Origin of the sequence: Pseudaestuariivita atlantica, assembly GCF_001205715.1 — a bacterium.
In the GTDB taxonomy this organism is placed as follows: domain Bacteria; phylum Pseudomonadota; class Alphaproteobacteria; order Rhodobacterales; family Rhodobacteraceae; genus Pseudaestuariivita; species Pseudaestuariivita atlantica.
The window spans coordinates 321,572-342,886 of sequence record NZ_AQQZ01000003.1 but is presented as its reverse complement, the minus strand read 5'-3'; the positions used below and the strand labels follow the sequence as shown (position 1 = coordinate 342,886).

22 protein-coding genes are annotated in these 21,315 nt (G+C 66.5%); 11 read left to right on the top strand and 11 right to left on the bottom strand.

The features are described 5' to 3' along the window. Positions 1–40: 40 nt before the first annotated feature. A complete protein-coding gene (locus ATO11_RS08265) occupies positions 41–2,569 on the bottom strand; it encodes an ABC transporter permease (protein WP_050530359.1) in 2,529 nt (842 codons plus the stop codon). Beyond that, positions 2,566–3,252 (bottom strand): ABC transporter ATP-binding protein, encoded by a 687-nt coding sequence (locus tag ATO11_RS08260; RefSeq protein WP_050530358.1) that lies wholly within the window; start codon positions 3,250–3,252, stop codon positions 2,566–2,568. Before ATO11_RS08260 ends, ATO11_RS08265 begins: the two co-directional genes overlap by 4 nt. Between ATO11_RS08260 and ATO11_RS08255 the strand changes: the two genes are divergently transcribed. The 3 genes from ATO11_RS08255 to ATO11_RS08245 all read left to right on the top strand — a co-directional run bounded on the left by ATO11_RS08255 (position 3,251) and on the right by ATO11_RS08245 (position 4,815). Further along, positions 3,251–3,925, top strand: coding sequence for an arylesterase (locus ATO11_RS08255; RefSeq protein ID WP_082176219.1), 675 nt, complete (start codon positions 3,251–3,253; stop codon positions 3,923–3,925). The genes ATO11_RS08260 and ATO11_RS08255 overlap by 2 nt on opposite strands. Beyond that, positions 3,925–4,536: an SOS response-associated peptidase gene (locus tag ATO11_RS08250; protein WP_050530356.1), complete on the top strand. Its 612-nt coding sequence runs from the start codon at positions 3,925–3,927 to the stop codon at positions 4,534–4,536. Before ATO11_RS08255 ends, ATO11_RS08250 begins: the two co-directional genes overlap by 1 nt. 78 nt (positions 4,537–4,614) lie before the next feature. Beyond that, entirely contained in the window at positions 4,615–4,815 is a 201-nt protein-coding gene (locus ATO11_RS08245) for a dodecin family protein (protein ID WP_050530355.1), read from the top strand. A 4-nt stretch (positions 4,816–4,819) separates the two neighbouring features. Here ATO11_RS08245 and ATO11_RS08240 read toward each other — a convergent pair whose 3' ends face one another. Then, complete coding sequence (locus ATO11_RS08240; protein ID WP_050530354.1) at positions 4,820–5,071, bottom strand: CBU_0592 family membrane protein; 252 nt, start codon at positions 5,069–5,071, stop codon at positions 4,820–4,822. Further along, a complete protein-coding gene (locus tag ATO11_RS08235; protein WP_050530353.1) occupies positions 5,068–5,556 on the bottom strand; it encodes a histidine phosphatase family protein in 489 nt (162 codons plus the stop codon). Before ATO11_RS08235 ends, ATO11_RS08240 begins: the two co-directional genes overlap by 4 nt. A 248-nt stretch (positions 5,557–5,804) precedes the next feature. Here ATO11_RS08235 and ATO11_RS08230 point away from each other — a divergent pair, with 248 nt between their 5' ends. Next, a complete protein-coding gene (locus tag ATO11_RS08230; protein ID WP_082176218.1) occupies positions 5,805–7,526 on the top strand; it encodes a S1 family peptidase in 1,722 nt (573 codons plus the stop codon). 2 nt (positions 7,527–7,528) lie between these two features. On the opposite strand, the gene ettA is transcribed toward ATO11_RS08230, so the two are convergent. Continuing rightward, positions 7,529–9,184 carry an energy-dependent translational throttle protein EttA gene (ettA, locus tag ATO11_RS08225; protein WP_050530351.1) on the bottom strand — a complete coding sequence of 552 codons (1,656 nt, stop codon included), beginning with the start codon at positions 9,182–9,184 and terminating at the stop codon, positions 7,529–7,531. A 68-nt stretch (positions 9,185–9,252) separates the two neighbouring features. Beyond that, positions 9,253–10,191 (bottom strand): helix-turn-helix domain-containing protein, encoded by a 939-nt coding sequence (locus ATO11_RS08220; RefSeq protein ID WP_050530350.1) that lies wholly within the window; start codon positions 10,189–10,191, stop codon positions 9,253–9,255. A gap of 167 nt (positions 10,192–10,358) precedes the next feature. Between ATO11_RS08220 and ATO11_RS22300 the strand changes: the two genes are divergently transcribed. Then, positions 10,359–10,808, top strand: coding sequence for a hypothetical protein (locus tag ATO11_RS22300; RefSeq protein ID WP_050530349.1), 450 nt, complete (start codon positions 10,359–10,361; stop codon positions 10,806–10,808). Positions 10,809–10,821: 13 nt separating this feature from the next. Here the strand turns inward: ATO11_RS22300 and ATO11_RS08210 are convergent, their stop codons facing one another. After that, positions 10,822–12,081, bottom strand: coding sequence for an FkbM family methyltransferase (locus ATO11_RS08210; protein WP_050530348.1), 1,260 nt, complete (start codon positions 12,079–12,081; stop codon positions 10,822–10,824). A gap of 101 nt (positions 12,082–12,182) precedes the next feature. Between ATO11_RS08210 and ATO11_RS08205 the strand changes: the two genes are divergently transcribed. Continuing rightward, complete coding sequence (locus ATO11_RS08205; RefSeq protein ID WP_050530608.1) at positions 12,183–12,779, top strand: nicotinate-nucleotide adenylyltransferase; 597 nt, start codon at positions 12,183–12,185, stop codon at positions 12,777–12,779. Here the strand turns inward: ATO11_RS08205 and ATO11_RS08200 are convergent. Next, positions 12,738–13,583, bottom strand: coding sequence for a DMT family transporter (locus tag ATO11_RS08200; RefSeq protein WP_050530347.1), 846 nt, complete (start codon positions 13,581–13,583; stop codon positions 12,738–12,740). The genes ATO11_RS08205 and ATO11_RS08200 overlap by 42 nt on opposite strands. Before the next feature lie 110 nt (positions 13,584–13,693). Between ATO11_RS08200 and dacB the strand changes: the two genes are divergently transcribed. Then, the gene (gene dacB, locus ATO11_RS08195; RefSeq protein ID WP_050530346.1) at positions 13,694–15,211 is read left to right on the top strand and encodes a D-alanyl-D-alanine carboxypeptidase/D-alanyl-D-alanine endopeptidase; all 1,518 of its coding nucleotides are present in this window, start codon (positions 13,694–13,696) and stop codon (positions 15,209–15,211) included. Positions 15,212–15,260: 49 nt separating this feature from the next. Here dacB and ATO11_RS08190 read toward each other — a convergent pair whose 3' ends face one another. Continuing rightward, positions 15,261–15,689, bottom strand: a complete 429-nt coding sequence (locus tag ATO11_RS08190) for a L,D-transpeptidase (RefSeq protein ID WP_050530345.1) — start codon at positions 15,687–15,689, stop codon at positions 15,261–15,263. A gap of 39 nt (positions 15,690–15,728) precedes the next feature. Here ATO11_RS08190 and ATO11_RS08185 point away from each other — a divergent pair, with 39 nt between their 5' ends. Beyond that, positions 15,729–16,982 (top strand): cytochrome P450, encoded by a 1,254-nt coding sequence (locus ATO11_RS08185; RefSeq protein ID WP_341271325.1) that lies wholly within the window; start codon positions 15,729–15,731, stop codon positions 16,980–16,982. A gap of 56 nt (positions 16,983–17,038) precedes the next feature. Here ATO11_RS08185 and ATO11_RS08180 read toward each other — a convergent pair whose 3' ends face one another. After that, the gene (locus tag ATO11_RS08180; RefSeq protein ID WP_050530343.1) at positions 17,039–17,464 is read right to left on the bottom strand and encodes a tellurite resistance TerB family protein; all 426 of its coding nucleotides are present in this window, start codon (positions 17,462–17,464) and stop codon (positions 17,039–17,041) included. 128 nt (positions 17,465–17,592) lie between these two features. Between ATO11_RS08180 and ATO11_RS08175 the strand changes: the two genes are divergently transcribed. Together ATO11_RS08175 and ATO11_RS08170 are read left to right on the top strand one after the other, a co-directional pair. After that, complete coding sequence (locus ATO11_RS08175) at positions 17,593–19,170, top strand: lysine--tRNA ligase (protein WP_050530342.1); 1,578 nt, start codon at positions 17,593–17,595, stop codon at positions 19,168–19,170. An 88-nt stretch (positions 19,171–19,258) separates the two neighbouring features. Then, complete coding sequence (locus tag ATO11_RS08170) at positions 19,259–19,678, top strand: DUF4864 domain-containing protein (RefSeq protein WP_050530341.1); 420 nt, start codon at positions 19,259–19,261, stop codon at positions 19,676–19,678. Between the two features lie 6 nt (positions 19,679–19,684). On the opposite strand, the gene ATO11_RS08165 is transcribed toward ATO11_RS08170, so the two are convergent. Then, positions 19,685–20,536 (bottom strand): DUF6206 family protein, encoded by an 852-nt coding sequence (locus ATO11_RS08165; protein WP_050530340.1) that lies wholly within the window; start codon positions 20,534–20,536, stop codon positions 19,685–19,687. A gap of 93 nt (positions 20,537–20,629) precedes the next feature. Between ATO11_RS08165 and ATO11_RS08160 the strand changes: the two genes are divergently transcribed. Continuing rightward, positions 20,630–21,295 carry a hypothetical protein gene (locus ATO11_RS08160; protein WP_050530339.1) on the top strand — a complete coding sequence of 222 codons (666 nt, stop codon included), beginning with the start codon at positions 20,630–20,632 and terminating at the stop codon, positions 21,293–21,295. Positions 21,296–21,315: the final 20 nt, after the last annotated feature.

Genomic DNA, 21,315 nt, shown 5'->3' with positions numbered 1-21,315 from the left:
TCCCTGCGCGGGCCAGTGAAAGCGTGACGGAGGGGCATGCTCAATCCCGCCCCCGCAGCACGCGGGCGGGCCGCGCCTCGACCGGGGCGCGGGCGAAGAGCAGGCCGGTCAGCGTGGTTGCCACGACCCCGCCCGCCACGATGGCAAGGGCAGAGGGCCAGATGACCGTGTACCCCGTCTCCATCACGAACCGGCTCACGGCCCAGCCGCCAAGGATGCCCGCCGCCAGCGCCACGAGGCCCGCGCCCAGCCCCAGAAGCACCGCGCGCAGGGCGAAACTGGCGAGGATCCTGCGCCTGGTCGCGCCCAGCGTCTTGAGTATGGCGGCCTCGTAGATGCGCGCGCCAAGCCCTGCGGCCGAGGCACCGATCAGCACGAGGAACCCGGTCAGCAGGGTCGCCGCCGCCCCCCATGACGTGGCCGAGGCGATGCCGGACAACAGCACCGACACCTGGTCGATGGCGTCCCGCACGCGGATCGCGGTGATGTTGGGATAGGCGCGGGCGAGGTCGCGCAGGATCGGGCCTTCAGCCTCGGCGTCGGCATAGACGGTCGAGATGAAGCTGTGCGGCGCACCGGCCAGCGCCGAGGGGTTCATCGACAGGATGAACCCGATCCCGGCGGTCGAGAAATCGACCTCCCGGAAAGACGAGATCGTGCCGGTGATGTCGCGTCCGAGGATGTTGATGGTCAGCGTGTCGCCGATCTTGAGCCCCATCTCCTCGGCCTCTTCGGCGGCGAAGCTGATGAGCGGCGGGCCGGTGTAATCGGCGTCCCACCACGTGCCTTCCGTGAGACGGGTGTTGTCGGGCAATTCGGTGGAATAGGTCACGCCCCGGTCGCCCGACAGGACCCAGTGATCGCCCGCGACCTCGACCGCAGGGCGGTCGTTGATGCGGGTGATGATGCCGCGCAGCATCGGGGCGCTGTCCACGCGGGTCACCCCGGGATTGTCCTCCAACCGTCCAAGGTAGCCGGGCATCTGGTCCTTCTGGATGTCGACGAAGAAATAGCTGGGCGCGACGTCCGGCAACTCTCCCTGAATGGCCTGTCGCAGGTTGCCGTCGATCTGGCCCACGGCGGCCAGCACCGACAGGCCAAGGCCCAGCGACAGCACGACCGACCCGGTGGCGTTCAGCGGCCCGCCGATGGAGGCGAGCGCCCAACGCAGCGGCGGACGTCCGCGCGACCGGCGCGACAGCCGCCGCGCGGACCACCGCAGGACCACCGCCGCAAGGCCGAGGATCACCAGCGCACCGAGAATCCCCCCGAAGGTCCAGAGCGTGAGCGTGGCGGTGCCCGAAAACCACGCAGCCGACCCCACAAGCGCCGCGACCGCCACGAAGATGGCGACAAGGTAGGCGGGCCGGGGCAACAGGCGCGCGCGGTCAAGCGCGTCGCGGAACAGCGTGGCCGCGCGCACCTCTTCGGCCCGCGCCAGCGGCCAGAGCGTGAAGATCGCCGCGGCGAACGTGCCGTACAGCGCGGCCTCACCCAACGGTCCCCAGTAGACCGCGAACACGGCGGGCACCGGCAATTGCGACGCGATCAGGGGTGCCAGCACGACCGGCGCGCCACCCCCCAGAAGCAGTCCGATGGTGATCCCGATGGCCGACAGGACCGCGATCTGCAATGCGTAGGCCCAGAAGATCGTGCCGCGCCCGGCGCCGAGCGTCCGCAGCGTGGCGATGACAGACGTCTTGGTGGACAGGTAGGCCGATACCGCCGCTGACACGCCCACCCCGCCAACGGCAAGACCAGACAGGCCCACCAGCACGAGGAACGCTCCCAGCCGGTCGACAAAGGCCGCGACGCCGGGCGCGCCGTTGCGCGCATCGCGCCAGCGCCCGCCGGTCGACCCGAACCGGTCGTCCGCCGCCGCCTTCAACGCGTCGAGGTCGCTGCCCGACGGCAGGGCCAGCCGGTAATGGGTATCGAACAGCGTGCCCGGCTCCAGAAGGCCCGACGCGTCGAGCGCCGTCCTGCGCACGATCGAGCGGGGGCCAAGGCCGAACCCGCCGCCCGCGTCGTCGGGTTCGTTCACAAGCGTCGCCATGAAGGCGAAATCCTGCGTCCCGAACCGCACCACGTCGCCCGGCTCCAGCGCCAGCCGGTCGACAAGGTTGAGCGCCATCACGACGCCGGGCAGGCCATTCGTGCCGTCAAGCGCCTCGGCCAACGGCACGGGCGGGTCCAGCACGACCTCTCCCTTCAGCGGATAGGCGTCGTCCACCGCCTTCAACTGCGTCAGGGCGCGTTCGGTCTCGGTCCCGCGGGCCACGTTCGCCATCGACCGGAAATCGGCGATCTCAGATACGGCGTCGGCGCGCGCATCCATCCACGCGCGTTCCTCGGGCGTGGCGAAGCGGTAGGTGAATTGCATTTCGGCATCGCCGCCCAGCAGCGTCGCGCCTTCCGCGGCAAGCCCGGCCTCGATCGCCGCGCGCACCGATCCCACGGCGGCGATGGCCGCGACACCAAGCGCGAGGCAGGCAAGGAAGATGCGGAACCCGCGCAATCCGCCGCGCAACTCGCGCCGGGCGATGCGTGCGCCTTGCCGCAGGCTCATGCCGCGTCCCGCGCGGCGTCGATCCGGCCATCGCGCAGGCGGATTACGCGGTCGCACCGTGCCGCCAGCGACGGGGAATGGGTGACCAGCACCAGCGTCGCGCCGTGGCGGTCGCGCAGGTCGAACAGAAGATCGACGATGGCGGTGCCGTTGGCCTCGTCGAGGTTGCCGGTGGGTTCATCGGCCAGAAGGATGTCGGGGCGCGGGGCGACGGCGCGGGCCAGCGCGACGCGCTGCTGTTCCCCGCCCGAAAGCTGCGCGGGATAATGGCCCGCCCGGTCGGCAAGACCGACCGCCTTTAGTTCTGCCTCGGCCCGGGCGAACGCGTCCCGCGCGCCGGCCAGTTCAAGCGGGGTTGCCACGTTCTCCAGCGCCGTCATGGTGGGGATCAGGTGGAAGGATTGGAACACCACCCCCATATGGTCCCTGCGGAACCTGGCCAGCGAATCCTCGTCCATCGTGTCGAGCCGTTGCCCCAGCGCCGTGATCTGGCCGCCGGTCGGGCTTTCCAGCCCGCCCATCAGCATGAGGAGCGACGACTTGCCCGATCCCGAAGGTCCGACCATGCCAACGGTCTCACCCCGCGCGATGCGCAGCGTGATGCCGTGCAGGATATCCACCCGACCCGCATTGCCATCAAGCGACAGGCGCAGATCGGTCAGGTCGAAGGCGGGGTCGGTCATGAAGGCGCTCGCATACTGGACGGATCGGTTCAGATATGGGGTTCGGGGCCGGATGGGCAAGGTCGCACTTGCGGTGCTGCTTGGCATCGGGGCGTCGGGCGCCGCCGCAGAAGAGGTCACGCTGCTGGCCTTCGGCGACAGCCTGACGCAGGGCTACGGCCTGCCGGTCGATGACGGGTTCGTGCCGCAGCTTGAAAACTGGCTGACGGCGCAGGGCCGCGCCGTCAGGGTGATCAATGGCGGCGTGTCGGGTGACACGACGGCGGGGGGGCTGGCGCGCGCCGCGTGGTCGCTGACGCCGGACGTGGATGCCATGATCCTCACGCTTGGTGGCAACGACATGCTGCGCGGGATCGACCCGGCGGTCAGCCGCGCCAACCTTGCCGGCATCCTCGACGCGGCGGCGGGTGTCCCCGTCCTGCTGGTCGGCATGACCGCGCCGGGCAATTACGGGCCCGATTACAAGGCGGCGTTCGACGCGATGTATCCCGAGCTTGCCGCACAATACGACACGCTGCTGTTCCCCACCTTCTTTGCCAGGATCACCGATAGCGGACAGGACATCATCACCTACATGCAGCCCGACGGCATCCACCCTTCCGCCGAAGGCGTGGCGCTGATCGTGGACGCGCTTGGACCCTCCGTGCTCGACCTGATTGACCGGGTCGAGTGATGCCGGGGCGGCTGTTTCTCACCTCGCCGCTCGATGACCTTGCGCGCGATCTTGGCCAGCCGCCGCCTCCCGCCGCGCCGCCACGCGCCAACATCCAGCCGGGGGAGGACATCACCTGCCTCACCCGCGACGGCTGGCGCGCGATGCGCTGGGAGCTGATCCCGCAGGGCCGCAAGAACGCGCGCGGGCGTCCGGTGATGGAAACGCTGATCAATGCCCGGTCGGAAACCGTGTTCGACAAATCTGCCTTCGACGGGCTGAAACGCTGCGTGGTGCCGGTGACGGGCTGGTACGAGTGGACGGGCGAGACACGGCGCAAGCAGGCGTGGTCGTTGCAACAGGCGGACGGCGCGCCCTGCCTCTTTGCGGCGGTCTACGACGTCTGGCAGGCGCCTGGCGGGCGCGAGGTCCCGCAGGTGGCCACCGTCACCTGCGCGCCCAATGCCGACGTGGCACCGATCCACCACCGCATGGGCGTCTTGCTGGAACCGGATGCGGTGGCGACATGGCTGACCGGCACCGAAGAGGATGCCGCCGCGCTGATGACGCCATGGCCCGCCGGGCGGCTGGCGATCGCGAAATGCGACGATCCGAACGAACAGGGGCGGTAATCCGCCCGGTGCGTTTTTGCCTTCCCGGTCGTCTGGTGTAGGCTCGGACCGTGAGACAAGTTCAAAGGAGTCGTCCCCATGTCAGTTGCACGCGTGACCGAGATCATCGCCTCGTCAAGGAAAAGTTTCGACGACGCCACCGAGAACGGCATCGACCGGGCCTGCAAGACCCTGAAAAACGTGACCGGCGCGTGGGTGCAGGATCAGAAGGTCGTGGTCGAGGATGGCAAGATCACCGAGTACCGGGTGAACCTGAAAGTGACCTTCATCCTCGAATAGACGCCTAGCGCCCGCGCCACCACGCCAGCAGCCCGATCGAGGCGATGGCGACCCACAAGACCTCGATCAGGATCGCCCCCGGATTGGGCCGGAAGTAGAGCGAGAACAGGATCATCACCGCGCCTGACAGGTTGATCAGGTGAAAGGTCGGGCGCGCGGCGTCGACCCAGCCGCGCGTCACGGCAAGATAGGCGCCCGCAATGGTGAAGGAGCCCGCCACGCCGATCCAGTCGGCGACGGTGAAATCGGCGATCACACCTCGATCCGCTTGCGCTCGATCCGGGGGATGCCGCCGGGGCCACGGGTGACGATGTAAAGGTCGCCGTATTCCAGCGGCGGCGGGTCCTGCGCGCCAAGGTCCTCCCAGATGCGGCGCAGGTTGCCCTTGTTACCGACCCAGACGATGGTCTTGCCCGCGCCTTCGCGCATCAGCCGCGCGGTCGGTGCTTCTTGCGGAATGCGCGTGATCTCCAGCCCGGTCGCCTCGGCCAGCGGTTTCGCGGTGTCGAGGTTGCGCTGGATGCCCGGCGAAAAGATCGCGTCGATCCCCTCGTCCTTCAACGCCTTGGCAAACGCCTTCGACCGCGCGATACCCTTCTCGCTGAGGTTCTCGTCGGTGCGGTCGCCATGGCGGTAGATGAAGAGCCGCGTCCCCCGCGGAAACTCGACGCTCCGCGGCGTCGGCGTGCAGGCGGCGGCTGTGGCAAGGGCGGAGAGCAGGAAAAGACGTCGTGACAGCATGCCGGCAGGCTAGCGTTGGTGGATTCCCAAATCCAGTGCCTTGTCTCGCAGTCTATCCAGTCCTTCGGACAGCATCACAAGCCTCTTCAGGCGGGCACACAGCGCGATCGTGTGACTATCCCAATCGGCGTTCGCAGTCAGAGCTTGGCAGGCGGGTGGATGTCGCATCGCATCATCCACCGTGCCGGGAAATCGCGGCCTCTTTCATTGCCTGCCCGACGTGACACTAAAGCCGAAGAACGGTCCTCATGATTGCCGGTGGAAGGCCTGAATGGGCCGAATATCCATTATTGCCCGGCATCCCGCCTGGCGTGCCCGTGCAACCTTTCAGACAAATAGGCAGTCAAAAAACACGCAGAAATAGGGTATACTCTCCCCAATTTTTAGAAGGAGCCGGTTTCATGCGTTTGTTTGCAATAGCTATTCTTGCCATTTCATCAACCCTTGGCGCGGCGGGCGTGCAGGCGCAATCCTTCCTGTTCGGCCCCGAAACGTGGGGAAAACTCGATTTCAACCTGTCCCAATCCGTGACCGAGGGGAACGAGTCGATCCTTGGATCCTCGGCCAAGTGGGAGCGGTTGAACGAATACAACGCCAACAGCCGCGAGCGCCGGTTCAGCCGCCCCGTCGGACGGCTTGAAGTACGCCTTGGCGCCGGCGTCAGCGTGTGCACCGCGTTCCTGATCAGCGTGGACGAGATCGTCACCAACAACCACTGCATCCCCGGCGACAGCCCGATCCGCGAAGCCCAGTTGACGATGGGGTACTATCGCCACGGCGTCCTTTCCGACACCGACAGCTATCGTGTCGTCTTGCCCGAACTCAAAACGTCCAAGGGGCTCGATGCGACGGTGCTCAAGGTGCAAGGCGCGCCCGGCGAAGAATGGGGCTGGCTTGAATTCGCCGAAACCGAACCCGTCGAAGGAGACCGGCTGATCGTCATCCACCACCCGGCGGGGCAGGTCAAACACATCACCAGTTTCGGGTGCCGGGCGGGCCCGCGATCCGAGGAAGACGCGCGCGTGATGCTGCACCAGTGCGACACGGAAAAGGGCAGCTCGGGCAGCCCCGTGCTGAACCAGGACGGGCAGGTCGTGGCGCTGCACTATGCCGGCACGTCGCTGCGCGGCGACGGAGCCTACAACTTCTCCAAGATCGGGACCAGCGTGAAGGAGTTCACCGCGACCAAGGCGGCGGTTCGCGTGCTGGAGTCACTTCAACCGCTGGGGCTGGGCGAGATCTACGAGACGTTCCTCGAAAGCAGTACCGCCTCCCGCACCGATCTGGACCTCTGCCGACAGCTTCTTTCAGTCCGGATACAGTTCGTCCCCGGTGCCGATATCGCGGAGTTCGAGAAGATCCTCGAAGCCTGCTGGGAGCGTGGCGTCCTGTCCCGGTTCGAATACGACCTGGCCAAGGCAAATGCCGCCGACATGCGCACAAACCTCAGCGCGTTCAACCAGTCGAAGTTGCGGAAGGGAAGTTGCGAACAGGTCATCCGCGACATCCGCGACAACAACTTCAATTCGTGGGCGGTCGAGACCTTCCGCATGTCGGCATTTTGCGGGCTGAATTCGGAGGAGGTCCAGAAAGTCAGCGGCAATCTGCGTAACGAACTGCGTGCCCTGCGCAGTTTTTGGCAAAACGACCTCGATACAAACGGACGTGCCACGGAGACTTACGGTCGCTTCGGCATCGAATTTACGCTGCTAATGGCGGCTGATCGCTCGAAACTGGGTCTTCCCGGCAGCACGACGGGTGTGTTGGTATCCCGCGTCGAGTCCAATTCTGTCTGGGACCGAAGCAAGATTTCACCCGGCGATGTCATCCAGTCTGTCAACGGCATACAGGTCAGCAGCACGCTGCAGATGGAGAAGATTTTGGATGCTCTCGACAAGCCGGGAGTAGAGACGACCAATCTGATCGTCTACACGCGAGGCAAGCGGCGGTTCATCACGATTTCAATGTGATGCTACCGCACGAACTTCTTATGCTTGATCCGCTTCGGCTCCAGCGCATCGGCACCCAACCGGCGTTTCTTGTCTTCTTCATAATCCTCGAAGTTGCCTTCGAACCATTCCACGTGCGCCTCACCTTCGAAGGCGAGGATGTGGGTGCAGATGCGGTCTAGGAAGAAGCGGTCGTGCGAGATGACGACGGCGCAGCCGGCGAAATCGACAAGCGCGTCTTCCAGTGCGCGGAGGGTTTCGACGTCGAGGTCGTTGGTGGGCTCGTCGAGGAGCAGCACGTTGCCGCCCTCTTTCAACAGTCGGGCCATGTGGACGCGGTTGCGTTCGCCGCCTGAGAGGAGCCCAACCTTCTTCTGCTGGTCGCCGCCCTTGAAGTTGAAGGACGAGCAATAGGCGCGGGAGTTGACCTGCGCGTCGCCGAGTTCGATGATTTCGGCCCCGCCGGAGATCGCCTCCCACACGGTGTCATCGGCGTTCAGGTCGTCGCGGGACTGGTCGACGTAGCTGAGTTGCACGGTGTCGCCGTATTCGATGGTTCCAGCGTCGGGTTGTTCCTGCCCGGTCAGCATCTTGAAAAGCGTCGATTTGCCCGCGCCGTTGGGACCGATGACGCCGACGATGCCGCCGGGGGGGAGGGAGAACGTCAAATCCTCGATCAACAGCTTGTCGCCCATGGCCTTTTTCAGGCCTTCGACCTCGATCACCTTCGACCCCAGACGCGGGCCGTTGGGGATCACGATCTGGGCGCGGGTGATCTTTTCGCGTTCGGACTGGTTGGCCATTTCCTCGTAGGCGGCGATCCGGGCCTTGGATTTGGCCTGACGGGCTTTTTGCCCCTGCCGCATCCATTCCAGTTCGCGTTCCAGCGTTTTCTGCTTGGCCTTGTCTTCCTTGGCCTCGTGGGCGAGGCGCTTGGCCTTTTGCTCCAGCCAGGACGAATAATTGCCCTCGTAGGGAATCCCGCGGCCGCGGTCCAACTCGAGGATCCAGCCGGTGATGTCGTCGAGGAAGTAGCGGTCGTGCGTGACGATCAGGATCGTGCCCTTGTAGTCGATCAGGTGCTGCTGCAGCCACGCGATGGTTTCGGCGTCGAGGTGGTTGGTCGGTTCGTCCAGAAGCAGCATGTCGGGCGCTTCGAGCAGCAGTTTGCACAGCGCCACGCGGCGTTTCTCACCACCCGACAGCGTGCTGACATCGGCGTCGTCCGGCGGACAGCGCAGGGCCTCCATCGCGACGTCGATCTGGCTGTCGAGATCCCAGAGGTTGTTCGCGTCGATCTCGTCCTGCAACGCGGCCATTTCCTCGGCGGTCTCGTCGGAATAGTTCATCGCCAATTCGTTGAACCGGTCCAGCTTGGCCTTCTTGTCGGCCACGGCCAGCATCACGTTCTCGCGCACGGTCAGGCTTTCATCCAGTTGCGGCTCCTGCGGGAGGTAACCGACCTTGGCGCCTTCGGCGGCCCATGCCTCGCCCGTGAAATCGGTATCAAGCCCGGCCATGATCTTCATCAGGGTCGACTTGCCCGCGCCGTTCACGCCGACGACGCCGATCTTCACGCCGGGCAGGAAGGACAGGCGGATGTTTTCAAAGCACTTCTTGCCGCCGGGATAGGTCTTGGACACTCCATCCATGTGGTAAACGTACTGGTAGGCTGCCATGGGACCGCTCCGCTGCTTGAAGGCCGATGTGCGTGTTTAGTCAGCGGTCGCGGGATGGGCAAGCGTGGCTAGCGCCGCAGGTGCTGCGCCGGGGTGACGCCATGGGCCTGCCGGTAGAGCGCGGCAAAGCGGCCGACATTGTTGAACCCGAACCGCAGCGCGATGTCGGTCACCGATGTCCCGTCACCGGCACAGAGCGCGCGGTGCGCGGCTTCGAGCCTGCGTTTGCGGTGGTACGCCATGGGCGACAGGCCCGTGAAGCGGCGGAAATGTTCGTTCAGGGTGCGCCCCGGCACGCCGCCCACCGCCACCAGCGTCGCCAGCGTCACGGGACGGTCGAGATGCGCCTCGATATAGTCGAGCACCCGTTTGACGTCGCGCGGAGCCGGACCGGCACCCGGAAGGGCGAGGTGGGAGAGGGAGTGCGGCTGGTGCAGCAGCAGAAGGTTCATCACCGAGGACAGGAAGCTCTGCCCGCGGATCGGGTCGCGCAGGGACCAGGGCTCTGCCTCTTCTTCCTCGGCGGCGTGCTTGATCAGGTGCGCGAGGGTACGGTGCAGCGAGCGGTCGGTGGAGAAGTCGGGCGTGAACGAGATCGGCTTGTCCGGCAATTCGCCCAGCAGCAACTCGGCATGCGCGCGCAGCAGCGCGGCATCGATCCCGAGACCCAGATGCGCATATCCCGCGGGCACCAGAAGCGGGTCGGCGCGGCCGGGCGATCCGATCCGCCCGTCGAACCGAGCGACGTCGTGCCCGGTGGACCCGGCTTCAAGCCGGACGGGGATCACGTAATTGGCGTTGTCGGACAGCGCATCAAGCCGGATCGAGGCGGAGTAGCTGAAGAAGTAAAGCTGGAAGTGGCGCTCGAACATCGCGTTCACGCGGCTGCTGAGGTGCCCGTCGCGTCCGACAGGGGCGAGCGGCCGGAGGTCGAACCGGGCCGCCGCGTGATAGGCGCGCGAGACTTCGAAATCGGTCGTGTCGAGGTAGGCGTAGTGCGAAAGCATGGGAAACACCCGGTACCGTGCTGAAATCGACTGCCGTCACCGTAATGCCCTTTGGCGCGCGGCCTGCCGGAATCCTGCCAAATGTGGACAATCCTTGCCAAGGATGGGCGGACAGGCCCCGAACCAGCGGCCACCTTTCGCCGATAGACAGGCGAAAGGTGATTTTCATGATGGATTTTTCAGCACGCCTTGGCACCGGCTTCGGAATGGCGGCCCTTGTTCTGCAGGGATGCGCGACGCTTGGCATACCGGAGCCCGCGTATTTCATCGTCAATGACCAATCGTTCCGGGGGACCTGCGCCCCGGTGCTTGTCGGTCCTTACGAAGACCAGCGCCGGGACGGTTCGAAGATCAGGTGGTGCAGCGTCTCGGTCAACGGCTTCAGCATCTCTTGCGAGCGCTCGGATTGCGCCGAAGCGATCCGGCGCACGCTTGAACGTCAGGAACGTGAGCGGCGCGAGGCGCAGATGTCGACGCCGTCCAACCGCTCTGACGATCCATACACGCCCCCGGACGAGCCATATACCCCGCCGGATGATCCCTATACCCCGCCGGATGAGCCGGACACGCCGACGACCGGCGGCGAGGACGGCGATTTCACTGATCCCGATACCTGACATCGGGTACCGGTCAGTCGAGGCCGATCTCGGCGCGCGCGGTGCGGATGTCCTCTTCGGGCGCGGGCACATAGGCGCGGGAGGCGGAGTCGACCGCCTGTTTCGCCTGCGCCATGTCGCCCGACGCCGCGGCAAGGTATCCGCGCAGCAGGTGGGCCGGTCCGAACGCGGGAAAGCCCGTGCAGGCACGGCGGACCACGCCCAGCGCCTGCTCCTGCTGACCCTCGGCCAGAAGCACCCGCGCGTTCAGGAAATGGTCGAACCCCGTGCGCTGCCGTGGCGAGACCGTGTCGCACAGGATGCGCGCCGCCGCGATGTTCTGCCGTTCAAGCGCGATGTTGGTCGCCGTGGACCGCGCCAGCGCCGCGAACGGGCTGTTACGGCAGGTGCGGACCACCGCCTGCGGCGCCTCGCCATCCGTCCAGTCGCGCAGGAAGTTCCGGTAACGCAGGTACAGGTTGTGCGGATGCGCGGCGTAGGCGGCCTTGCGAAACCGGGGCCGCACGTTGTCGGGGGCCATCGCGTATTCGAGAAGGCGATCGAACGCGGCGCGATCTTCCGGGAGGGCAAGCGTCGATCCCGGCGCGCGCTGGAACAGCCCGGTCGTGTGATAGAAGGCGTCGAAATCTAGCGCGAGGCCAGCGGCGATCAGGGTGTCGGCCACGGCACGACAGCCGTCGATGCCAAGGATGTCGGGGTGGAATTCCACGATCACGGTGCGCACGCCGCTCAGGTCCACCCCTTCGAAGATGTCGGCCTCGCCGCCTTCGATGTCGATGTTGAGCACGGTCGGCGCGGTCTCCGCGATCAGGTCGTCCAGCAGCATCACGGGCGGATGCTCGCTTTCGGCTCCTGACCCGGTTGCAATGGATTGCCCGTGGCCAAGATAATTCTCGTCGTCCTTGTAAAGGACGGGATCGGGGTTCCGGGCGGCGCCCGCACGGGATTGAACCAGCCCGTGGCGCAACTCGATCGTGTCGGACCGGTTCAGCGCCAGCGTGTCGCGCGCTGCAAGATACGAGGCATGCGCGGGTTCGATGCTGTAGACCTTCGCCTTCGCCTCGCTGTCGGCGATGTCGCTTGCCACGATGCCAAGGCCCGCCCCGAAATCGAGCACGGTATCCCCCGCCGCGACATGTTCGCGGGCCAGCGCGCGCTCGGGCCATTCATAGCTGCCCGTTGCCAGCGCCATAAGGTGGTAGGGTTTCACCAGCGATTTCGGCGCACGCAGGTGGTAGCGATCCACCGTCGTCTCAAGCATCTCTTCCGTCATATGCACCGGACTCCCAACAGCGCCAGACGATAGCGGTGCAGGGCATCAACGCAAGCCGTGGCACTGGACATTCGGTGAAACAGGCGATTTTCCTGTCGGCGATGCAGACAGGTTTCCAGTCCCGCCGCGCGATCGGCATCCTGGGCGGGTCGTTCGACCCGGCCCATGCCGGGCATCTGCACATCTCGAAAGCGGCGCTGCGCGTGTTCGGTCTGCGAGAGGTCTGGTGGCTCATGTCGCCCGGCAACCCGTTGAAGGCGCGCGGGCCCGCCGAATTGGGGCGGCGCATCGCCGCCGCCGAGGCGCTGATCGACACGCCCCGCATCAAGGTCAGCGATTTCGAGGCGCGGGCGGGCTCGCACTATACCGCAGAAACGCTGGCGCTTTTGACCCGCGCCTATCCGCGGGAGCGGTTCGTGTGGCTGATGGGGGCCGACAACCTCGCGCAGTTCCATCGCTGGCAGAACTGGGAAGACATCCTCGCCCGCGTCCCGGTGGGCGTTTTCGCGCGACCCGGTGACCGGCAGGCGGCGCTCAACTCCAAGACGGCGCGCATCTACCGGCATGCGCGGCTGAAGGGGCGGCGTGCGCGGCTTCTTGCGCAGGCCGAGGCGCCGGCATGGGCCTTCGTGTCCCTGTCGATGCGCAATGTCAGCTCAAGCGCCATTCGCGCCGCGGGTGGCTGGCAGTCGGGCTGACAGGATCCCCGCCGCCGCGATCAGCACCATGCCCGCCCAGCTGAGCGGCACGGGCACGTCGCCGAACACCGCGTATCCCAGCGCCGTCGCCGCGAGCAGCTGGAAATAGACGAAGGGTGCCACCTGCGCCGCGCTGGCCTGCCGGTAGGCGATGACAAGGGTCAGGTTCCCGCCCGCCGAACACAGGCCCGACACGGCCAGCAGCGCCGCGATCTCCCACGTGAAGTCGGGCCAGAACCACAGGCCGAACGGCAAGGTCAGAACCGCCGCGCCCAGAAGCTGCGACGCCAGCAGCGTCAGGGGCCGCGCGACCCCGGCCAGCCAGCGCGACGCGGTCAGGAACCCGCCATAGAACGTCCCGGCCATCAGCGCGAACAGCAGGTAGGGGTTCATCTCGCCCGAGGGCCGGACGACCATCAGCACCCCCGCGAACCCCGCGATCACAAGAAGCCAGCGCAGCGGCGTGACCTCTTCACGCAGGAAGATGGCCGACAGCACGACGCTGACGATGGGGCCCACGAATAGCCCGGCAAAGGCGTCGGCAAGGGGCGCGCCCGACAGGGCTGTCAGGATCGACAGGATGCCGCCCGCGATCAGCGCCGCCCGGACCCAAAGCCGCCAGTCGCGGAAATGCCGCGCCTCGCCGCGCGGCAGGAACGGCAGCACGGCGAGCATCCCCACCACGAAGCGCGCCCAGGCGATGAACGGCGCCTCGACCCCGCGGGCCTGCAACAGCTTGCCCGCCGCGTCGCCCGACGGGATCAGCGACATGCCGAAGACAAGAAGAAGCGCGAGTTTCCACATGCGTGCGGGCCTTAAGCGAACGCGACCGCGTTGAAAAGGCGGGCGATCTCCGCGAAGCGTGATCAGAACCCGGTTGTTCGGGGCCATCCAATATGGCTAACGTCCGGGTCATGAGCAGCACGTATTCCCGCCGGTTCTTTCTCGCGGCGCTGATGGCTTCCGCGGCCACGAGCGCATGCGCCAACGCGCCCGAAACCTCGCTGAAACCCATGCTGCGGCCCGCGCCGAAGGGCCCCAACGGCGACGTGCGCCCGCAGGGCCGCCCGCGACAGGCGACCGGCGAAGAGCTGATCGCCGAGGCCGGGCTGTCCGGCAAGGTGGGGTTCGTCGTGGCCGATGCGCGCACCGGCCAGATCCGCGAGGCGGTGAATGCCGACCTGTCGCTCCCGCCGGCCTCGGTCATGAAGGCGCTGACCGGGCTTTACGCGCTGGACGTGCTTGGGCCCTCCCACACGTTCCGCACGCGGCTTCTGGCGACCGGCCCCGTGGCGGGCGGGATCGTGCAAGGCGACCTCGTGCTGGCGGGCGGCGGCGATCCGACGCTCGACACCGACGCGCTGGCCGCGCTTGCCGCCGCGCTGAAGGCTGCGGGCGTCACCGGCGTGACGGGCGCGTTCCGCGTCTGGGACGGGGCGCTGCCCCGGCTGGACCGGATCGACGGGTCGCAACCCGAACATGTCGGCTACAACCCGGCGCTGTCGGGCCTGAACCTCAATTTCAACCGGGTGCATTTCGAGTGGCGGCGCACGGGCGGATCCTACCGCGTGACGATGGATGCCCGGTCAGAGACGCTGCGCCCCGATGTCTCGATGGCCAAGATGGTGATCGCGGACCGGGATATCCCCGTCTACACCTACCGCAACGGCGGCGCGTTCGACAGCTGGAGCGTGGCGCGTGGCGCGCTGGGCAATGGCGGGGCGCGCTGGCTGCCGGTGCGCAAGCCCGCGCTTTATGCGGGCGACGTGTTCCGCACCGTGGCGCTGGGGCAGGGGATCACCCTGCCGTCGCCGGTTCTGGCCACCCGCGAACCCGGCGGACGCCAGCTTGCCGCCCATGCCAGCCCCCCGGTGACCGAGATCGTGCGCGACATGCTCAAGTTCTCCACCAATCTCACGGCCGAGGTGCTGGGCCTCGCCGCCACCGCCCGGCGGACCGGCCGGATGCCCGCGACGCTTCGCGCGTCCGCGTCCGAGATGCGGCGCTGGGCCGCCGCCAAGTACGCGCTGACGGATGCGACGCTGGTCGATCACTCGGGCCTCGGCGATGCCTCGCGCCTGTCAGCCACCGCGATGACCGAAGTCCTGATGCGCGCGCGGCCCACGGGGATCGGTCCGCTGATGCGCAAGATCCAGATGCGCGGGCCTGACCGGAAGGTGATCAAGGGTCACCCGGTGAAGGTGCGCGCCAAGACCGGAACGCTCAATTTCGTGTCCGCGCTTGCGGGATACGCGACGGCCGCAGACGGAACGCCGCTTGTCTTCACGATCTTCGCCGCCGATACGCGGGCGCGCGCGGCAATCGCCAAGAGCGATCGCGAATCCCCGCCCGGCGCGCGGCGCTACAACCGCAACGCCAAAGCGCTGCAGCAAAAACTGCTGCAGCGCTGGGGGGCCGTCTATGGCAGCTAGGCTGCCATGTTGGGGAATGCACGGCCCTTTGGGGGCGAGGCGCTTGGCCTCAATTCTGGATCACGACGCGCATGTTCTTCATACCGACATTGCGGGTCAGGTTGAACAGGACCTGCGCGTGGTCGGGATGCAGCCGCACGCACCCGGCCGAGGCCGGACGTCCAAGCTTGGACACCTGGTTGGTGCCGTGGATCGCGTAGTTTCCGCGGAAGAAAATCGAATAGGGCATCGGCGCGTTGTTGTAGAGCGACGACTTGTGGTTCTTCGACAGCCACTTCGCCGACCACGACCCGCGCGGCGTCCACTTGCCCGCGCGGGCGGTGGAGACGGGCCAGCGATGGGTCACGCGACCGTTCTGGATGACCGTCATGGTCTGTGAAGAGATGTCCACCTTGGCGACAAGCGCCGCGGCCGGGGCCATCACGGGCAAAAGGATCAGGGCGAATGCAGCAAGCAAATGTGTCAGGTTGCGGGGCATGGCAGTCTCCGGAATAAAGGTCTTAAATCGGGATCAAGCGTGGCCAGTTTTCGGTTTCCGGTCAATTGGTTCGGAGGTGCGGTTTTCCCGACTTCGGCGGCCGAACCGGGTCTGGATTTCCTGACCATGGGCGCGCGGGGACCGGTATTCGACATCGATCCGGACGCGTTCCGCGCCGATCCCTATCCCGTTCTGCGGACGCTGCGCGCCGACATGCCGGTCGCCTTCGTGCCGCAACTGGGCGCGTGGCTGATCACCCGGCGCGACGACATCTTCCGCGAGGAAAAGCGGATCGAGGTGTTTTCCTCCGACCAGCCCGAGGGGCTGATGACGCGCCTGATGGGGCAGAACATGATGCGCCGCGATGGCGACGCGCACCAGGCCGAACGCCGCGCGATTTTTCCCTCGGTCAGCCCGCGCACGGTGCGCGACGTGTGGACGGCGGCCTTTGCCGACGCGACCGAGGCGGTGCTCGACCGGATCGAGGGCCGGGGCAGGGCGGACCTTGTGCGCGACTACGCGATGCCGGTGTCGGCCGAGGCGCTGAAGGCGGTGACCGGCCTGCCGAACATGGACTGGCAAGAGATGGACCGCGTCAGCCAGGGCATGATCGACGGCTGCGCGAACTATGCCGGTCACCCCGAAACGGAGGCGCGGTGCCACGACTGCACCGCTTCCATCGACCGGCATATCGACGCGATGCTGGCGGCGGGTGACGGGCCGGAATTCGGGCTGGTCGAGGTGCAGCGCCGGGCGGGCCTTTCGGGCGCACAGCTGCGCGCCAACGTCAAACTTGCCATCTCCGGCGGCCAGAACGAGCCGCGCGACGCCATCGCGGGCGCAGCCTATGCACTTCTGGCACACCCCGATCAGCGCGCCCTGATCGCGGAGGGCGCGGCCACGTGGCGCGACGCGTTCGAGGAATACGCGCGCTGGATGTCTCCCATCGGCATGTCGCCCCGCGAATTGCGCGCGCCGTGCACCCTTCACGGGGCGGACATGCAGGTGGGCGACCGGGTATTCCTGATGTTCGGGTCGGGCAACCGCGATGAACGGGTCTTCGAGGCGCCCGACGCCTTCGACATGCGGCAGGATTGCAGCAAGGCGCTCAGTTTCGGGGCGGGGCCGCATTTCTGCGCGGGCGCGGCGATCAGCCGGGTCCTGATCGGCGACATCGCCCTGCCGCGCCTCTTCGCACGCCTTCCCTCGCTCCGCCTCGATGGCGAGGTCCGGTTCGACGGATGGGCGTTCCGTGGCCCGGTCTCCGTTCCTGTCAGGTGGGAGGTCGGCTGAGATCAGCCGACCTACACCCCCGCGTAGGTCGGCTGCTCGTCAGCCGACCCCCTTGTTCAGACGCGCAGGTGCCGCGCCCGCGCGCCGCGTTCGATCGCGGCGGCGTGCAGCCGGTCGATATTCAGTTCGTACCGGATCTCCTCCAGCAGCCGCAGTTCGGGCTCGCGCAGCGTTCCGTCCGCCGCGGCCACGTCGCAGGCCAGCGCGTATCCCGTCTCGAAGAGCCGCTCCGGCAGGTTCTCGCGGACAAGGCCGAACAGCGCGTCCAGCCCGTCCTCCTGTTCGAACAGGTCGAACACGATCCCCGCCACCTCGCGCATGCGGTCGGTGTCGTACTCGGCAAAGATCGGCAGCGTGTTCACGCCCGTTTCGATCTTGACAAGCTCCACCGTGCGCAGGTTCTCGTCAGAGGCGGAGACGGCGATCATCAGCGCGACTAGGCAGTCCTGCGCACTGAGCAGGGGATTCTGGGACTCGGTCATTTGGGTCAGGTTCCGTCGGAGGAGGATGGTCTCAATTTATTGACGTCCCAAGCCTGCCGCAATAGGTAGCGGCGCGGTGCGGGCGCCCAGACGCCGTCCGCACCCGAACCTGACCCGGAGACCCCGACATGACCGATCTGCGCGAGATGGCGATGGACGCCAAGGCCTGGCCGTTCGAAGAAGCGCGCCGGGTGCTCAAACGCTACCAGAAGGCCCCGCCCGAAAAGGGGCACGTGCTGTTCCAGACAGGCTATGGCCCGTCGGGCCTGCCGCATATCGGCACCTTCGGGGAGGTCGCGCGTACCACCATGGTCCGTCGCGCGTTCGAGTTGCTGTCGGACATCCCCACCCGGCTCATCTGTTTCTCCGATGACATGGACGGGTTCCGCAAGGTGCCGGGCAACGTCCCGATGCAGGAAGAGCTGAAGCAGGACCTGCACCTGCCGCTGACCAAGGTGCGCGATCCTTTCGGCACGCATGAAGGGTTCGCGCAGCACAACAACGCGATGCTGTGTGATTTCCTCGACAGCTTCGGGTTCGAATACGAGTTCGCAAGCGCGACCGACTATTACACCTCGGGCAAGTTCGACGAGATGCTGCTGGTCGCGCTGGAACGCTTCGACAAGATACAGGAGATCATGCTGCCCACCCTCGGCGAAGAGCGGCGCGCGACCTATTCCTGCTTCCTGCCGATCTCTCCGAAAACCGGCCACGTCCTGCAGGTGCCGACGCTGGAACGCAACGTGGCGAAGGGCACCATCGTCTACGAGGAACCCGATGGCGAGCGCGTGGAAATCCCTGTCACGGGCGGCAACGTCAAGATGCAGTGGAAGCCCGACTGGGCCATGCGCTGGGCCGCGCTGGGCGTCGATTACGAGATGTCCGGCAAGGATCTGATCGACAGCGTGACCCAAAGTACCAAGATCTGCCGCGCGCTGGGCAAACAGCCGCCGGAATCCTTGTCCTACGAATTGTTCAACGACGAGCACGGCCAGAAGATTTCGAAATCCAAGGGCAACGGTCTATCGATGGAAGACTGGCTCGCCTATGCCGCGCCGGAAAGCCTGCAATACTTCATGTACCAGAAGCCGAAGACGGCAAAACGGCTCTATTTCGACGTGATCCCCAAGGCGGTTGACGAGTACCACCAGCAGTTGCGCGCCTATCCCGGTCAGGACGCCAAGGCGCGCCTGTCGAACCCGGTGTTCCACATCCACGGGCACAACGTGCCCGCGTCGAACCTCGTCGTGCCGTTCGCGATGCTTCTGAACCTCGCCAGCGTGTCGGGGGCCGAGGACAAGGCGCAGCTGTGGGGCTTCATTCGCCGCTACGCACCCGACGCCACGCCCGAGGCGAACCCCGACCTCGACGCCGCCGCAGGCTTCGCCGTGCGCTATTTCAACGATCACGTCAAACCCACCCGGCAGCACCGCCTGCCGACCGATGCCGAGCGCGAGGCGCTTCAGGCCCTGCGGGCCGAGCTTGCCGCCTATGACGGCCCGGTCGAGGACGAGGCGCTGCAATCGGTGGTCTATGCCGTCGGGCGTGACCGCTTCGATCCGCTGCGCGACTGGTTCAAGGCGCTTTACGAGGTTCTTCTGGGCGCCAGCCAGGGCCCGCGGTTCGGCGGCTTCATCGCGCTTTACGGCGTGGACGAAACCATCGCGCTGATCGACAAGGCGCTGGCCGGCGACCTCGTCGGCTGATTTCCGCCACCCGGCCCCGCGTGGACGGCGTGAAACTTCAGGCTACCTCCCTTCGTAAGTCCGGTATGGATAACGGGGAGACAGAACGATGCGAAACTTCTTCTACGCCGCGCTGGTGGTGGGCGTCACGTTTTTCGCCGCGGCGAGCGTGACGCTGGCGCAGGGATCGTCCGCGACGATCGAGGACACGATCGAAAGCCAGATCGAGGCATTCAAGGCCGATGATTTCGCCACGGCCTTCACCTTCGCCTCGCCCACGATCCAGCGGCTCTTCGGATCGGCGGACCGGTTTGGCATGATGGTGCAGCGTGGCTACCCGATGGTCTGGCGCCCGGCCGAGGTGCAGTTCCTCGAACGCGACAATGTGGGGCCAGTCAGCCGCCAGAAGGTCCTGATCCGCGACCGTGCCGGTCAGACGCACGTGCTGGAATACTACATGATCGAGGGGCCCGATGGCTGGCTGATCGACGGCGTGACCAAGCTGCCCACGCCGGATGTGGCCGTCTGACGCGCGTTACTGACCGGATTTGAGGTTCGGTTCGCCGACAAGCCCCATCGCCCGCCGCATCCCTGTCCACAATCCCGACAGGCGCGGCGGCTCCTGCATCTCGGCCACCGCTTCCTCGGCCCAGGGTGCCATGTGCTGGTTGGCAAAGCCGCGACCCCAGTCGAGGAACGCCTCGGCATCGTCGGGCCGCAGGCGGCAGGCCGACCCGACAAGGCCAACCAGCGTCCCGGCGGGGGAATACCATTCGTCCTGGATAGCCGTCACGCGGCCCTTGATGAACGGCCCAACCCCCCGCATCAGCGCGCTTTCCGAGAAGGTGAGCAACAGTCGCCCCATCTCGTCCCGGCTGTACCCGATCAGCGGCGGGAACGTGTCGAAGAAGATCGCCTCGTCCTCGACAATCGCGAAGTTGCGGATCGAGGGGTGAAAACCCACGCGCTCGGGGTGGTCGGTCACGTGGTGCCAGAACCGCGCGATGACCGATCCGGCGGCGTCGCAATACCGGATCGCTTCGTCCCGCGTCGCGTCCTGCATCAGCGGGCGCATCATCGACGCGTCGGGAAGCCCGTCCTGCACGACGACCGGCGCCCCGTCGATCAAGTGAAACCCGGTATCCGGCACCGGCACGCCCGCATCGGCCAGCAGCGCCACGTATGCATCGTGCGCCCGCGCCATCCGGTCCAGCAGCGCCGCATCACCCGGCGCGCGGTACCTCTTGACGACGAGACCGCCAAGCGGCCCTTCGGCCACGCGGAACGGTTTGGTGAAATATCCCAGCCTCGAGATCGCATCGCCCCCGGCGGCGCGGTGCGCGGCAATGGCCTGTGCCAGCAATTCGGGGGTCACGTCGGTCAACATGCGCCGCCTATACGCCAGCGCCTTGCCCGATGCCAGTTCGCAAACGCGCCCGTTAACCAGTTGTTCACCAAGATGACCGAGGGTTAACGGGTCATGACCCGTGCCCTGCTCCTTTGCCTTGCCCTCTGCGCGTCAGAGCTTTCGGCCGGGGCGTGGCCGCGCGAAAAGGGCACGGGCTTTGTCAGCCTGACCCACCGCACCGGCATGGATCGCAGCGATCCGCTGACTGTGCCGATCACTCAATACACCGCGCTTTTCCTGGAATACGGCCTGACGCCGCGCCTGACCGTGGGCATCGATGCCGGCCGCTCGGTCTCGGGCGACGGCAAGTTCGTGCTTTTCGCGGGCTGGCCCGTGAGGATGACGGAGGGCGGACACGTCCTCAGCGTGGAACTGGGTATCGGCCAGATCGGCGCTGCCAGTGTCGTGCGCCCCGGTCTGTCATACGGCTACGGCTTTGCGCGGGGGGAAAGCACCGGCTGGTTCGCGGCCGACGCGGTCGCCGAAGTGACGCTCGAAGACGGCGCTGCCGATTACAAGCTGGACCTGACCTTTGGCCTTGGCTGGCCCAACGGGATGAAAACCTATGCTCAGCTTCAAACCGGGCTTCCATCGGGCGACGAGGCATTCGCGCGTGTCGCGGGTGTCGTGGTGCTGCGGCCACGGCGCACCGGCTTCGCGACCGAGATCGGCATCGAATACGGCGTGATCGGAGACGACTCGGTCCAGATGAAGGTCGGCCTGTGGCGGGAATTCTGACCCCGCCACAGGCCCTTCGA

Bases quoted from the DNA above. Each gene is read 5' to 3' on its own strand.
- ATO11_RS08170 (WP_050530341.1), top strand. From the start codon at position 19,259: ATGCGAAACTTCTTCTACGCCGCGCTGGTGGTGGGCGTCACGTTTTTC.
- ATO11_RS08250 (WP_050530356.1), top strand. From the start codon at position 3,925: ATGCCGGGGCGGCTGTTTCTCACCTCGCCGCTCGATGACCTTGCGCGC.
- ATO11_RS08165 (WP_050530340.1), bottom strand. From the start codon at position 20,536: ATGTTGACCGACGTGACCCCCGAATTGCTGGCACAGGCCATTGCCGCG.
- ATO11_RS08260 (WP_050530358.1), bottom strand. From the start codon at position 3,252: ATGACCGACCCCGCCTTCGACCTGACCGATCTGCGCCTGTCGCTTGAT.
- ATO11_RS08190 (WP_050530345.1), bottom strand. From the start codon at position 15,689: ATGCCCCGCAACCTGACACATTTGCTTGCTGCATTCGCCCTGATCCTT.
- dacB (WP_050530346.1), top strand. From the start codon at position 13,694: ATGAGCAGCACGTATTCCCGCCGGTTCTTTCTCGCGGCGCTGATGGCT.
- ATO11_RS08175 (WP_050530342.1), top strand. From the start codon at position 17,593: ATGACCGATCTGCGCGAGATGGCGATGGACGCCAAGGCCTGGCCGTTC.
- ATO11_RS08220 (WP_050530350.1), bottom strand. From the start codon at position 10,191: ATGCTTTCGCACTACGCCTACCTCGACACGACCGATTTCGAAGTCTCG.
- ATO11_RS08230 (WP_082176218.1), top strand. From the start codon at position 5,805: ATGATTGCCGGTGGAAGGCCTGAATGGGCCGAATATCCATTATTGCCC.
- ATO11_RS08200 (WP_050530347.1), bottom strand. From the start codon at position 13,583: ATGTGGAAACTCGCGCTTCTTCTTGTCTTCGGCATGTCGCTGATCCCG.
- ATO11_RS08265 (WP_050530359.1), bottom strand. From the start codon at position 2,569: ATGAGCCTGCGGCAAGGCGCACGCATCGCCCGGCGCGAGTTGCGCGGC.
- ATO11_RS08255 (WP_082176219.1), top strand. From the start codon at position 3,251: ATGAAGGCGCTCGCATACTGGACGGATCGGTTCAGATATGGGGTTCGG.
- ATO11_RS08180 (WP_050530343.1), bottom strand. From the start codon at position 17,464: ATGACCGAGTCCCAGAATCCCCTGCTCAGTGCGCAGGACTGCCTAGTC.
- ettA (WP_050530351.1), bottom strand. From the start codon at position 9,184: ATGGCAGCCTACCAGTACGTTTACCACATGGATGGAGTGTCCAAGACC.
- ATO11_RS08245 (WP_050530355.1), top strand. From the start codon at position 4,615: ATGTCAGTTGCACGCGTGACCGAGATCATCGCCTCGTCAAGGAAAAGT.
- ATO11_RS08160 (WP_050530339.1), top strand. From the start codon at position 20,630: ATGACCCGTGCCCTGCTCCTTTGCCTTGCCCTCTGCGCGTCAGAGCTT.
- ATO11_RS08210 (WP_050530348.1), bottom strand. From the start codon at position 12,081: ATGACGGAAGAGATGCTTGAGACGACGGTGGATCGCTACCACCTGCGT.
- ATO11_RS22300 (WP_050530349.1), top strand. From the start codon at position 10,359: ATGATGGATTTTTCAGCACGCCTTGGCACCGGCTTCGGAATGGCGGCC.
- ATO11_RS08235 (WP_050530353.1), bottom strand. From the start codon at position 5,556: ATGCTGTCACGACGTCTTTTCCTGCTCTCCGCCCTTGCCACAGCCGCC.
- ATO11_RS08205 (WP_050530608.1), top strand. From the start codon at position 12,183: ATGCAGACAGGTTTCCAGTCCCGCCGCGCGATCGGCATCCTGGGCGGG.